The sequence below is a fragment of the Bradyrhizobium sp. SZCCHNR1053 genome, assembly GCF_032381235.1.
GTDB lineage: Bacteria > Pseudomonadota > Alphaproteobacteria > Rhizobiales > Xanthobacteraceae > Bradyrhizobium.
The window spans coordinates 117494-130888 of sequence record NZ_JAUHJM010000001.1; the positions used below are offsets into that span (position 1 = coordinate 117494).

General features: G+C 65.2%; 9 protein-coding genes. 6 read left to right on the top strand and 3 right to left on the bottom strand.

The genetic code is table 11. From position 1 onward, the window contains the following. The first annotated feature begins 283 nt into the window (after nucleotides 1-283). From QX051_RS00605 to QX051_RS00625, 5 genes are all read left to right on the top strand, one after another. Nucleotides 284-1609 carry an N-acetylmuramoyl-L-alanine amidase gene (locus tag QX051_RS00605; RefSeq protein ID WP_315738309.1) on the top strand — a complete coding sequence of 442 codons (1326 nt, stop codon included), beginning with the start codon at nucleotides 284-286 and terminating at the stop codon, nucleotides 1607-1609. Between the two features lie 230 nt (nucleotides 1610-1839). Next, the gene (locus QX051_RS00610) at nucleotides 1840-4347 is read left to right on the top strand and encodes a penicillin-binding protein 1A (protein WP_315737782.1); all 2508 of its coding nucleotides are present in this window, start codon (nucleotides 1840-1842) and stop codon (nucleotides 4345-4347) included. Between the two features lie 117 nt (nucleotides 4348-4464). Beyond that, a protein-coding gene (prfB, locus tag QX051_RS00615) for a peptide chain release factor 2 (RefSeq protein WP_315737783.1) occupies nucleotides 4465-5599 on the top strand; the annotation gives its coding sequence in 2 pieces (ribosomal slippage) (nucleotides 4465-4533 and nucleotides 4535-5599; 1134 coding nt in all). 2 nt (nucleotides 5600-5601) lie between these two features. Beyond that, complete coding sequence (locus QX051_RS00620) at nucleotides 5602-6483, top strand: NAD(P)-dependent oxidoreductase (protein ID WP_315774639.1); 882 nt, start codon at nucleotides 5602-5604, stop codon at nucleotides 6481-6483. Between the two features lie 111 nt (nucleotides 6484-6594). Continuing rightward, complete coding sequence (locus QX051_RS00625) at nucleotides 6595-7497, top strand: DMT family transporter (protein ID WP_409998052.1); 903 nt, start codon at nucleotides 6595-6597, stop codon at nucleotides 7495-7497. Between the two features lie 15 nt (nucleotides 7498-7512). Here QX051_RS00625 and upp read toward each other — a convergent pair whose 3' ends face one another. Both upp and QX051_RS00635 read right to left on the bottom strand, forming a co-directional pair. Beyond that, a complete protein-coding gene (gene upp, locus QX051_RS00630; RefSeq protein WP_315737785.1) occupies nucleotides 7513-8148 on the bottom strand; it encodes a uracil phosphoribosyltransferase in 636 nt (211 codons plus the stop codon). A 53-nt stretch (nucleotides 8149-8201) separates the two neighbouring features. Beyond that, nucleotides 8202-9929, bottom strand: coding sequence for a cation:proton antiporter (locus QX051_RS00635; protein WP_315755609.1), 1728 nt, complete (start codon nucleotides 9927-9929; stop codon nucleotides 8202-8204). Between the two features lie 25 nt (nucleotides 9930-9954). On the opposite strand from QX051_RS00635, the gene QX051_RS00640 reads away from it, so the two are divergent. Then, on the top strand, nucleotides 9955-10509 hold the full coding sequence (locus tag QX051_RS00640) for a DUF3124 domain-containing protein (protein WP_315775295.1): 555 nt from the start codon (nucleotides 9955-9957) through the stop codon (nucleotides 10507-10509). A gap of 12 nt (nucleotides 10510-10521) precedes the next feature. Here QX051_RS00640 and QX051_RS00645 read toward each other — a convergent pair whose 3' ends face one another. Further along, entirely contained in the window at nucleotides 10522-12672 is a 2151-nt protein-coding gene (locus tag QX051_RS00645) for a methyl-accepting chemotaxis protein (protein WP_315774642.1), read from the bottom strand. Nucleotides 12673-13395 lie beyond the last annotated feature (723 nt).

Here is a 13395-nt window from a genome sequence, read left to right on the forward strand (position 1 = left end):
CCCGATCACGAAGCTTCCGGCGTTTCACCGGGAGGTTGAACGCGACACAACCGGCAGTAAGGATTAGCCTTCAGCCCTTCGTACATACGAGGAATGGTCAGGTCGCGCAAGCGAAGCGTCGCGGAACCGCAACAATCGGTGGCCTTTAACGAAAATGACAAAATTTGGCGGTTAACCCCTGGGATTGGTTGCGGTAAGACCATCCCGCGGAGGCATCGATTTGGCAGCTGGCCGGGCGAATTACCTTTCTTTGCTGGGATGCGCGTCGCTGTGCGTCACGCAAATGTTATGTGCGGCCGTCATTCCGGCCCGCGCCCAGAGTGGGCCGGTCGGCCAGGTGCCGCCTGCCGTGGTCGGGCCCGGGTTCCCGATCGCCACCGATGCGCGGGTCGCCGGCGATTCCCGACAGACCCGATTCGTGCTCGATCTCGACCGGACGGTGCCGTTTCGAGCCTTCCTGCTCAGCGAACCCTATCGCGTCGTCGTCGACCTGCCCCAGGTCAGCTTTCATCTGCCCACCGGAGCCGGGACCAGCGGCCGGGGTTTGGTGAAGGCGTTCCGCTATGGGATGGTGATGCCCGGTGGGTCCCGCATCGTGTTCGATCTCACCGGCCCGGCCCGAATCGCCAACTCCACGGTGCTTGATGCCGCCAACGGTCAGCCGCCGCGGCTGGTGCTCGAACTGGAGGAGGTCGACGAGGCGACCTTCGCCCGCGCCATCGGCAGCGACAGTCGTCTTGCCGCCAGGCCTGCCGATTCGAGTTCGGCGACGGCGTCGGTCGCTGTCGCAGGAAACCCTGCGCCGCCGGCAGTCCGGCCGCCGCCGACCACGGTTGCCATCGCCCCCCCTCCGACGGACGGCCCGCCGGACACCCGGCCCGTGATCGTGATCGACCCCGGTCATGGTGGCGTCGACTACGGCACACAGGGCGGGGAGGTGCCGGAGAAGAATCTGGTGCTCGCCTTCGGCCAGGCGCTGCGCGACCGGCTGGAACGGTCGGGCAAGTTCCGCGTGGTCATGACCCGAGACGACGACACCTTCATCCCGCTCGGAGACCGGGTCCGCATCGCCCAGAAGCAGTCGGCGGCGCTGTTCGTCTCCATCCACGCCGATGCGCTGCCGCGAGGTGAGGGCACTGCGCAGGGCGCGACCATCTACACGCTGTCCGACAAGGCGTCCGACGTCGAGGCGGAACGGCTGGCCGAGGCCGAGAACCGCGCCGACCAGATCGGCGGGGTCAATCTGACGGAGGAGCCGGCTGACGTGGCCGACATCCTGATCGATCTGGCCCGCCGGGAAACGCGGACGTTTTCCAACCGGTTCGCCCGTCTGCTGATGAACGACATGAAGACGGCGGTGCATATGCATAAGCGTCCGCTCAAATCGGCCGGTTTCCGCGTGCTCAAGGCGCCCGACGTGCCATCCGTGCTGGTCGAACTCGGCTATGTCTCCAATAAGGGCGATATGGGAAACTTGGTCTCCGACGCATGGCGGTCGCGCACGGCGGACGCAATGGCGCGGGCGATCGATGCCTTTCTGGCCAAGCGCATCGCCAATGCGGGCCCCGACAGGCCGGACAAGCCGGGGCCGGTACGCGCAAAGCCCTAGTTTGGCCACAGCAACATCCCTATAAACGTGCTGCGAGGCACCCGGAATCAGTGAAGATTCCTTCTCGGCAGACTTGTGATAGGCTTGACCGCTGATAGGCTTGACCGTGCGTTTCTCTGGCATGGGTCACGTGGCATTGCAGCCGACCGTGTGATTTTTGGCGGTAGCGCCCGTGGGTGCGCCGCGTCCGAGCCGAGAGACGAAACAAGAGTTGGAACGGATATTCGCCGATGCGCTTTCTGGTGCGGTTTTTGGGCTTCCTGTTCGCGGCCGGTACCGTCTTGTTCCTGGTCGGTGTGGCAGCAGCGGCCGGCCTGATCTGGCATTTTTCCAAGGACCTGCCTGATTACTCCCAGCTGCAGGATTATGAGCCGCCGGTGATGACGCGCGTGCACGCGGCCGACGGCTCGCTGGTCGGTGAATATGCCCGGGAGCGTCGGCTGTACCTGCCGATCCAGGCGGTTCCCAAGCTCGTCATCAACGCCTTCCTCGCCGCCGAGGACAAGAACTTCTACGAGCATGGCGGCATCGACTTCACCGGCATGGCGCGCGCTGCCGTGGTCTACGCCCAGAACTTCGGCTCGAATCGCCGCCCGCAGGGTGCCTCGACGATCACGCAGCAGGTCGCCAAGAACTTCCTGCTGACCAACGAGGTATCGTTCGCCCGCAAGATCAAGGAAGCGCTGCTGGCGATGCGCATCGAGCGCACCTACTCGAAGGACAAGATTCTCGAGCTTTATCTCAACGAGATCTATCTCGGCTCCGGCGCCTACGGCATCGCCGCGGCGTCGCTGGTCTATTTCGACAAGTCGGTCAACGAACTGACGGTGGCCGAGGCCGCCTATCTGGCGGCTCTGCCGAAGATGCCGGGCAGCCTTCATCCGATCCGGAATCGCGACCGCGCCATCGAGCGCCGCAACTACGTCGTCGATCGTCTGCTTGAGAACGGCTGGATCAAGCAGGCCGACGCCGACAAGGCGCGCAAGGACCCGCTGACGATTGCGAGCCGCAACACCGGCGCCCACATCTTTGCAGGTGAATATTTCGCCGAGGAAGTGCGCCGTGACATCTTCGAGCGTTATGGCGAGAAGAAGCTCTACGAGGGCGGCCTGTCCGTCCGGACGACGCTCGATCCGAAGATCCAGGTCATGGCGCGCAAGGCCATGGTCGCCGGACTCGTGAGGTACGACCAGGAGCAGGGCTATCGCGGGCCTGTCTCCAAGCTCGATACTTCGGGCGACTGGGGCGTGAAGCTCGCGGACATCAAATCGCTCTCGGACATCTCACCGTGGCGGATGGCCGTGGTGCTCGAGACCAGCGACCAGTCCGCCCGCATCGGCTTCCAGCCGCCGCGCGAGCTCGGCGGCGCCGTGAGCAAGGAGCGCCAGACTGGCCTGATCACGCTCGACGGCGTGAAATGGGCGCGGGCTGCGACGGCCAATGGCCGTGGCAAGGTGCCGACGTCGGTCGCTCAGGTGCTGCAGCCGGGCGACGTGATCTATGCGGATCCGCTGTACAAGGAAGGCAATCCGGTCGAAGGCCAGTATCGCCTCGAGCAACTGCCCGAAGTGTCCGGCGCGATGGTTGCCATGGATCCGAATACGGGCCGTGTGCTCGCGATGGTCGGCGGCTTCTCCTTCGACCAGAGCCAGTTCAACCGGGCAACGCAGGCCTACCGGCAGCCCGGATCGTCATTTAAGCCGATCGTCTATTCGTCAGCGCTCGACAACGGCTATACGCCGTCGACCCAGGTCGTCGACGCACCGATCGAGATCGACCAGGGGCAGGGTGGCCAGGTCTGGCGCCCCGAAAACTTTACCAACGGCAAGTATCTCGGGCCCACGACCTTGCGCAACGCGCTGCGCCTGTCGCTGAACACGGTGACCGTGCGTCTCGCGCAGGACGTCGGCATGCCGCTGATTTCCGAGTATGCCAAACGGTTCGGAGTCTATGACGAACTGCCGAATTACCTGTCCTACGCACTCGGTGCGGGCGAAACCACGGCCATGCGCATGGTCACGGCCTATTCGATGATGGCCAATGGCGGCCGCCGGGTGAAGCCGACGCTGATCGACCGGATCCAGGATCGCTACGGCCACACCATCTTCAAGCATGATGCCCGCGAGTGCCGCGGCTGCGACGCGCCGGACGGCTGGAAGAACCAGAGCGAGCCGCAACTGGTCGACCGCCGCGAGCAGGTGCTGGATTCGATGACCGCCTATCAGATCACCTCGATGCTCGAGGGTGTGGTGCAGGCGGGTACGGCAACCGTGCTCAGGGAGGTCGGCAAGCCGATCGCCGGCAAGACCGGCACCACCAACGAGGCCAAGGACGCATGGTTCGTCGGCTTCTCGCCGGACCTCGCCGTCGCGATCTACATGGGTTACGACAAGCCGCGGCCGCTCGGTAAGGGTAATGCCGCGACCGGCGGTCATCTGGCCGCGCCGATCGCAAAAGATTTCATGAAGCTCGCGCTGGCCGACAAGCCGGCCACGCCCTTCAAGATCCCGGCCGGCATCAAGCTGGTGCGTGTCGACGCCAAGACCGGCATGCGGGCGAGCCCGGGCGACGGCGGCCGTACCATCATGGAGGCGTTCAAGCCTGGTACGGCGCCGCCGGACAACTACTCGGTCATCGGTGTCGCCGACGCCGATGGACGTGTGATGCCGTCGCAGGGCGGCGGCCAGCCTGATGCGGGCAGCTTCATCATCCGTCCGGGTACCGGTAGCCTCTACTAGACCGGCGAAACTGTGCTGGTGCGGTGCAGAGCGATTGCGCTTTGCGCCGAGCGCCGTTACATCCCCCTGTGAGAGATGATGCTGCGGCGCTTCGAGCCGTGGCCTGAAGAGAGCGACATGCGCGCCGAAATCGAGAAAATCGTAGAAGAGATCAAGCAGTCGGTCGGGCTGCTGAGGAGGCATCTTTGACGTCGAGACATCGACGGCAAGGCTCGCCGAGCTGAACAAGCTCGCCGAAGATCCCAATCTCTGGAACGACCCCCAAAAAGCTCAGCGGCTGATGCAGGAGCGGACCTCGCTGGAGGATTCGCTGACCGGCATTGGCAAGGTCGAGCGTGAGCTCAGCGACAACATCGAGATGATCGAGCTCGGCGAGGCCGAGAACGATCCGGGGGTCGTCACTGAAGCCGAGAATGCGCTCAAGGAGCTGAAGAAGGAGGTCGCGCGGCGCGAGCTCGAGGCGCTGCTGTCCGGCGAGGCCGACAAGTTCGACACCTATCTCGAGGTCCATGCCGGCGCCGGCGGCACCGAGAGCCAGGACTGGGCGCAGATGCTGCTGCGCATGTACACGCGCTGGGCCGAGACCCACGGCTTCAAGGTCGAGTATCTCGAAGAATCGCTGGGTGAAGAAGCCGGCATCAAGTCCGCGACCATCCAGATCTCCGGCCATAACGCCTATGGCTGGCTGAAGACGGAAGCCGGCGTGCATCGCCTGGTCCGAATCTCGCCGTTCGATTCGAATGCGCGGCGCCACACTTCATTCTCTTCGGTGCAGATCTTCCCGGTCATCGACGACAGCATCAAGATCGACATCAAGGAGTCCGATGTCCGCGTCGACACGATGCGGTCGGGCGGCGCCGGCGGCCAGCACGTCAACAAGACCGAATCGGCGGTGCGGCTGACGCACATCCCGACCGGCGTTGCCGTGGTCTGTCAGGCCGGTCGCTCACAGCACAAGAACCGCGCTCAGGCCTGGGACATGCTGCGCGCACGTCTCTATGAGATCGAGTTGAAGAAGCGCGAGGAGAAAGCGGCGGCCGATCAGGCAGCCAAGACCGAGATCGGCTGGGGTCACCAGATCCGTTCCTACGTGCTGCAGCCGTATCAGATGGTGAAGGATCTGCGCACCGGCGTGCAGACGTCCGACACCGCCGGCGTGCTCGACGGCGATCTCGATGAGTTCATGGCGGCGACGCTGGCGCAGCGCGCGTTCGGCACGACGCCAGGCGCTGCGATCGAGGACGTCGATTGAGCGTGGCGCGCGTTGCCTTCATCGGGCTCGGGCGCATGGGCCATGGCATGGCCGGTCGTTATCTCGACGCAGGCTATTCCGTCGCGGTCTGGAATCGCAGCCGGGCGAAGGCGGAGGATCTGATCGCGCGCGGCGCGCGCTGGTCGACCTCGCCAGCTGATGCGGCAATCGATGCCGATGCGGTCGTTACGATGGTGGCTGATGACGACGCCTCGCGCGTGGTGTGGCTCGGGCCGGATGGCGCCGCGGCCACCATGCGGGTCGGCACGATCGCGATCGAATGCTCGACCGTGTCGCGCGACCATGCGCTGCGCCTGTCGCGCGAGCTGGATGCGCGCGGCGTGACCTATCTCGACTGCCCGGTGACCGGGCTGCCCGACGCGGCCGCGAGCGGCAAGCTGACCTTGCTGGTCGGCGCCGACGCCGCCGATCTCGACCGCGCGCGGCCGTATCTGGCGCCGATCGGCTCGACCATTCGCCATTTCGGGCCCGTGGGCGCCGGGACAGTCTACAAGCTGATCAACAACCTGCTTGGCGCGATGCAGATCGCAGGTCTCGCCGAAGGCCTTGCGATCGCCGAGCAGGCCGGGCTCGACATGGGGCTCGTGCTGGAGGCGATCCAGGGCGGCGTCGCGGCGAGCCCGCAGGTTCTGCGCCACGCGCCGCGCATGATCGCGCGCAACTTTGCCGATGCCAGCTTCACGGCGGCGCTCCGTCACAAGGATGCAGCCTATGCGCTGCAGCTCGCCGAGCAGCTGCTCGGTGAGCGTCCCGTCATGGCCCAGGCAGCCGTCGATGCCTATGCGCGGGCGAAGGCGGCGATGCCGGATGAGGACGAAGGCCGCATGATCGAGCTGGTCTCGCGGCCAAGAGATACGCGGTAGAGCGCGACGTCTGCGCCGACGGAAAGCGGGTGGACCTTGCTCCGCTTCATCTGCAACGTTCACGCGGACATTGAACAGCGGTTTGCGGTGATGACATCCCCGAACGACAGGATGGACACGCGGGATTGGTCGCTGCTTGGGCTGCTGTCGCTGCTCTGGAGCGGATCTTTCATCTTCAACGGCCTTGCCTTGAAGGAATTGCCGCCGCTGACGCTGGTGCTGCTGCGCATCGTGTTGGCGGCCGCGATCCTGCTGCCGCTGTTGCGACTGCGCGGGCTCGGCTTTCCCAAGGGGTTTGCCGGCTGGCGACCGTTCTTTGCCGTGGCGCTGTTCAACAATGTCGTGCCGTTCTGCCTGATCGTGATCGGCCAGACGTTCATCACCTCCGGCCTTGCCTCCGTCCTCAATGCGACGACGCCGCTGTTCACGATCGTGGTGATGGCAGCCGCGGGAGAGGAAAGGCTGTCGGCCCGGCGGGCAGCGGGTCTGGTCGTAGGCTTCGTCGGCGTCGTGATCCTGCGAGGTGGGCCGGGGCTCGACGGCTCGGGAGGCGGCTACGGCTTTCTGTTCGGTCTCGGCGCGTCGCTCAGCTACGGTATCGCCGCGCTGCTGGTGCGCCGCCATCTCGCCCATTCGCCGCCGCTTGCGACCGCCACCTTCCAGCTCTCGGCTTCCAGCGTGATGATGCTGGCCATCGCCGCTGTCGTCGACCAGCCATGGCGTCTTCCAATTCCCGGACTGCAGACCTGGCTCGCGGTCATCGGGCTTGCGGCGCTGTCGACGGCCTTCGCCTATATCGTGTTCTTCCAAATCCTGCGCCGCTCCGGGGCGACCAACGTGATGCTGGTGACGTTGTTGATCCCGTTGACGACGATCCTGCTCGGGTCGCTGGTGCTCGGCGAAAGCATCTCGTTGCGGGAGATCGGCGGTGCGCTGGTGATCGGGAGTGCGCTGCTGGTGATCGATGGTCGCATCTTCAGCGTCATTCGTCCTTCGCCGCGACCGTCCTGCTGAACCGCTCGCGCACGATCACTTCGTGCCGAACATCCGATCGCCAGCATCGCCGAGACCGGGCACGATGTAGGCGTGGTCGTTCAGCTTCTCGTCGATCGCGGCGGTCCAGATCGGAATGTCCGGATGCTCCTTCTCGAATTGCGCGATGCCCTCAGGTGCCGCCAGCAGGCAGACGAAGCGGATGTCGCGGGCGCCGCGCGCCTTCAGCAGCTCGGCCGCCGCGCAGGCCGAATTGCCGGTCGCCAGCATCGGGTCCATCAGGATCACCGTGCGGTCCGTCAGGTCCTGCGGCGCCTTGAAATAGTACTCGACGGCCTGCAGCGTCTTCGGGTCACGGTACAGGCCGATATGGGCGATGCGCGCGGACGGCATCAGCGCCAGCATGCCGTCGAGGAAGCCGACGCCGGCGCGCAGGATCGGCGCAAGCGTCAGCTTCTTGCCGGCGATCTTCGGCGCCTTCATCGGCGCGATCGGCGTTTCGATGTCCACCAGCTCGAGCGGCAGGTCGCGCGTGACCTCGTAGGCCAGCAGCATGCCGATCTCGTTCAACAGCTCACGGAAGCCCTTGGTCGAGCGGTCACGCTCGCGCATCAGCGAGAGCTTGTGCTGGACCAGCGGGTGATCGACGACGTGAACGTTCGTGTTTGCCATGCTTCAAGTCCAGCGGGATCGGAGATTCTGTGGAAGATGGATGCGCGCCGGCCTCATGGCAGCACCTCGCGGCGATCGGCGAGCATGGCCTCGGCCTCGTTGCGGCGCTCCGACAACAGCCCGGCGCTGGCGTCCTGGATCAGGTTAAGCAGAACCTGCGCATCGCTGAGCCTCGGCACCGTCACATAGTCGGCGCCGGCGTCGTAGAGATCGTTGACGTCCGCGAGCAGGTCGGCGGTGGCGACGATCTTGGCCGTGGCATTAATGCTGCGGACGTGCCGCACCAGCTTCTCGTTGTTGGCGCCCTTGAGCAGCGAATCCGGGATGCTCAGGATGATCAGCTCGGCCTGGCCGACCCCCGCATGAACCAGCGTGTCGACATTGCTGATGTCGCCATAGGTCACCTGGATGCCGCGATCGGACAGGGTGCGAAACACCACCGGATTGAAATCGACCACGCCGATCTGCTCCAGCAGCGCCGGCTGGCTGCGCTCGATTTCGCTGAGGAGGGCGCTGGCGGTGCGGAAGAATCCGAGCAGCACGATCGGACGCCCGGCGCCGTGTCCGCCCTCGTGGCCGGCCTCGCCATCCTTGCTTGCATCGAGGTCGCGCAGACCGATCCGCTTGAGCAGCGGGATGCTTCGCCGCGCGATCGGATCGGAGCGGACGATGACGAAGGTCGAGAGCACCGCGAGCAGCACGAAGGCAAAGGACGCCGCGCTCGACGTGCCGTTCTTGAGGTGACCGGCGGCGGCTCCGGTCTGGATCACCACCAGCGAGAATTCGCTGATCTGGGCCAGGTTGAGCGCCGGCAGCAGGCTGGCGCGCAGGCCCTGCCGCATCATGTACAGCGGCGTGAACGTGGTGAGCAGCCGGCTCGCCACCGTGAACAGCGCGATCACCAGCGCCAGCCCGACAACGGACATCGTCGGGATCGGGATGGTCATGCCGAGCGCGACGAAGAACAGCGTGATGAAGAAATCGCGCAACGTCGTGACCTTGGCGGTGACGTCGAGCGCGTAGGGGAAGGTCGATAGCGAGACGCCCGCGACCAGCGAGCCCATCTCGCGTGACAGGTGCAGCCTTTCTGCGATCTCGCCGATCAGGAAGCACCAGGCCAGCGCGCCGAGCAGGATCAGCTCCGGGGTACGCGCGATGCGATGGAACACCGGCGGCAAGACGTAACGGCTGAGGAGCAGGGCGATCGCGACCAGCGTGCCGGCGCGGGCGAACGACAGCAGGATCACGCTGACATGGAGGTCGTCGAGGCTCGGCTGTACCGCCAGGAAAAGGATCGCGAACACGTCCTGCAGCACGAGCACGCCGAGCGTGATGCGGCCGGGCAGGGTGTCGAGCTCGCGCTTCTCGTACAGCACCTTGACGATGATGACGGTCGAGGACAGCGCGCAGGCGACGCAGAGATAGAGCGCGTCGTAGCTCTCGGCGCCCATCCGCATGCCGATCGCGACGAAGAACAGGATGCCGAGCGCGGCGCCGCCGAGCAGCTGGACGCCGCCCGCGATGAGAATCACCGGGCCGGCGCGGATGATCTTCTTGAGGTCGATCTCGAGCCCGATCATGAACAGCATGAAAATCAGGCCGAGCTCCGAGATCACCGAAATCGACTCCTGGGACTTGACCCAGCCGGTGCCGAAGGGGCCAATGGCGAAGCCCGCGACCAGATAAGCGAGAATCGAGGGCTGGCGCCATTTATGCGCTGCCAGTCCAAGCACCCACGCAAACAGGATGCAGAGCGTGATGTCGCCGATCAGTTCATGCATGAAGCAACCCCCGGGGCGGCAACTTATGTCGTGCCGCCGCGCAAGGAAACCCGCAATCTGTCACATCCGGACCGGCGCATTCGCGCTGCTGCTCATCGCAGCTGCTGCGGCCGGCCCGGCGCAGGCCGCCGACGACGTGACCACCGCTTTCGCGAGCTCGCTGACGCCAGTTCCGGCGGAGCCCGTCACGGTCACGGGCGCCGTCTATGTCCCCGTCTATTCCAGCGTCGCGATGACCCCGGGCCGGGTCCAGGCCGATTTCTCGGTGACGCTGAGCATCCACAACGCCTCCGAGCAGCGGCCGCTGATCGTCCGGCGCATCAACTATTACGATACGGCCGGCACGCTGGTGGAGGCGCATCTGCGCGAGCCCGTCGCCTTGAAGCCGTTCGCGACCGTCGAGGTCTTCGTGCCCATCAAGGACACCCGCGGCGGCACCGGCGCCAATTTCGTCATCGACTGGGCCGCGACCGGTGAGATCGCCGAGCCCGTCGTCGAGGCGCTGATGGTCGGCGGCATCGGCGCCGGCCATTACGCCTTCATCAGTCAGGGCCGCCCGATCCGGCTGACCGGGCGGTGAGCGCGGGGCGGCTCAGGCCGCCCGCACGTTGCCAAGGAATCGGTCGACCTCCTGCCGCAGCCGGTCGCTTTCCTGCGACAGCGACTGCGCCGCCGACAGCACGTTGCCCGAAGCAGAGCCGGTCTGCGAGGCGCCGCGCTGGACGTCGACGATGTTGGTATTGACCTCGGTGGTGCCGCGCGACGCCTCCTGGATGTTGCGCGAGATCTCCTGCGTCGCCGCGCCCTGCTGCTCGACGGCGGCGGCGATGGTCGAGGAGATTTCCGACAGCCGCTCGATCGTCGTGCTGATCTCCCGGATCGCCGACACCGATTCCTGCGTCGCCGCCTGGATGCCCGAGATCTGCTGGGCGATCTCACCGGTGGCCTTCGAGGTCTGCTCGGCGAGCGCCTTGACCTCGGACGCGACCACGGCGAAGCCGCGGCCGGCATCGCCGGCGCGCGCCGCCTCGATGGTAGCGTTCAGCGCCAGCAGGTTGGTCTGGCCGGCGATGGTGTTGATCAGCTCGACCACGTCGCCGATCCTCGCAGCTGCCTTCGAGAGCTCGTTGACGCGGTCGTTGGTGGTGCGCGCCTGATCGACGGCGCCGTTGGCGATGCGCGCCGATTCCTGCACCTGGCGGCTGATCTCGGTCACCGACGAAGTCAGTTCCTCGGTGGCCGAGGCGACCGACTGCACGTTCGTCGCGGCCTGCTCGGACGCGGCGGCCACGGTGGTGGCGAGCTCCTGCGAGCGCGTCGCGTTCGAGGTCAGCGTGCCGGCGGACGTCTCGAGCTGCGACGACGCCGAAGATACCGTCTGCACGATGCCGCCGATCGCGCTTTCGAATTCGCTGGCGAGCTTGTTCATTCCGGCCTTGCGCTTGACCTCGGCCGAGCGCTGCACAGCCTTCACTTCCTCGCTGTTGAAGCGGACGATCGCCTGCACGGTCTGCAGGTTGCGCAGGGCCTCGCCGAGCTCGTCGTCGCGCTCCACCGGGATGCGGTTGTCGAGCTTGCCCTGGCTGATGTTCTGCATCGCGTCGTTGAGCACCTTGAGCGGCCGCAGCACCGCGCGGATGCTCTGCAGGCTGAACGTAGCGCCGATTCCGATACCCGCCAGGATCATCACAGAAATGATCGCGAGCACCACCAGATATTGTCTCTCGGCCTCCTCGTAGAGCGCCTTGCCTTCCTTCACCTGGATCTGAACGAGCTTGTCGAGCTCGTGCTTGGCGGCCTCGAACAGATCATGCCCCTTGGTGGCGATATGCTGGCTCGCCTCGTCGAACTTGCCCTGCTCGAGCAGAGCCAATCCTGGCCTGATGCCTTCCTCCAGATAGGCCTTGCGTCTGATCGCGAAGGCATCGGCGACGATCTTCTCCTCCGGCGTCAGGTAGCTCGCCATGTAGTCGGCCCACACCTTGGTGATCCTGGCGCTGTTTCCGTCCACCAGCGCCCTGATGCCGTCGATCGGTTTTCCGGCCTTGCCGTTCGCCGCCGCGGACTGTTGCGACGACATGTTCTGCAAGGTGCGATCGTTGATCTCGAGCAATTGCGCCAGTGGAATCGTGCGATCCTCGTACAGCGACTTCATGGCGACGTTGGTGGAGCGGGTCGACAGCAGGCCGGCCGCGCCGATGATCAGCATGAACACGCCCAGCACCGCGGCCAAGGTCGTCAGGCGCGCCCTGAGTGTACCCGTGAACAGCGACAGGCGGTCGAACACCGAGCGGCGGCGGATGACGCCCGCGCTGATCGCGTAGCCCTGCGCCTTGTTCTGATTCAGCAGCCCGTAGACCTTCTCGGCCTCGGCGCGCTGCTCGGCCGGCAGCTTGGTGCGGATGGAGGTGTAGCCCGTGATCTCGCCATTCTCGCGGATCGCCGACGCGGTCGCCTGCACCCAGTAGAAGTCACCGTTCTTGCGGCGGTTCTTGACGGCGCCGGCCCACGGCTTGCCTTGCTTCAGCGTGTCCCAGAGGTTGGCGAATGCGGCCTCCGGCATGTCGGGATGACGGATGATGTTGTGCGGCTGGCCCATCAGCTCGTCCGGCGTAAAGCCGGCGGCGTCGACGAACTGGTCGTTGAAATAGGTCAGCTTGCCCTTGAGATCGGTGCGCGAGACGATCAGCGTCTCGTCGGTGATCGGGTATTCGTTGGACGTGACGGGTAGATTCTTGCGCACGGATATGAACTCCAGCTGCCCAGTCGTATTCGGTGTCGGAATGCCAACCTTGGAACTAACAAGAGGCCCCAATCCGTTAAAGGTTGCGTAAAAGATGGGCACCGTAGGACTACGCGTTGTGCATTGCAGTGGGGCGGGAGCTGGGCACCACCTCAAACAACCAGCAATTGATACCGCATGCGAAATGCCTCGTGACGCATAAGCGTCCGAGCTTTGGGCAGCGAGCCCTCGAAACGAGGGCGCAGGGAATGCCGGGTGAAGGCCTCACCCATGGCCCGCCTGCGAAAAAAATGCAGGCGGCAGGTACCACAGGCAAAGCCGTAGCCGGCATTCCCTGCGCGATGGATTTAACAACTTATACGCGATCTCCCCGGGGACCGGGCTTTCTTGCCCCCGTCATCCGCGCCGTGACTTTATCGGCACCGGCACGAACTTAGCGCCAGCATCGGGGCGCCAGGACCACGCGACTTCGTCGTCCGCGAGCGGCCATGCCCGTCGTGCATCGCAGCCCACGTCCACCGCAGCCCGCCCCAACGTCCGTGACGACGCGTACGCCCCTCGCAACGAGGCGGGATGGGGAGATCATACATGATTTCTGGAAAAAAGAAACAGCAAAATGGCGTGGGGGTATTCGGCTAAAGGGGATGATGCCGAGCATGGGCCCGTTCAGCCGAATGATGGCGTTTCGGCGAACATGGTGCTAAGAGCGAACCGAGCATCCTG

Coding starts and splice junctions, on each gene's coding strand:
- QX051_RS00605 (WP_315738309.1), top strand. CDS start 284: ATGTTATGTGCGGCCGTCATTCCGGCCCGCGCCCAGAGTGGGCCGGTC.
- QX051_RS00610 (WP_315737782.1), top strand. CDS start 1,840: ATGCGCTTTCTGGTGCGGTTTTTGGGCTTCCTGTTCGCGGCCGGTACC.
- QX051_RS00625 (WP_409998052.1), top strand. CDS start 6,595: ATGGACACGCGGGATTGGTCGCTGCTTGGGCTGCTGTCGCTGCTCTGG.
- upp (WP_315737785.1), bottom strand. CDS start 8,148: ATGGCAAACACGAACGTTCACGTCGTCGATCACCCGCTGGTCCAGCAC.
- QX051_RS00635 (WP_315755609.1), bottom strand. CDS start 9,929: ATGCATGAACTGATCGGCGACATCACGCTCTGCATCCTGTTTGCGTGG.
- QX051_RS00640 (WP_315775295.1), top strand. CDS start 9,955: ATGTCGTGCCGCCGCGCAAGGAAACCCGCAATCTGTCACATCCGGACC.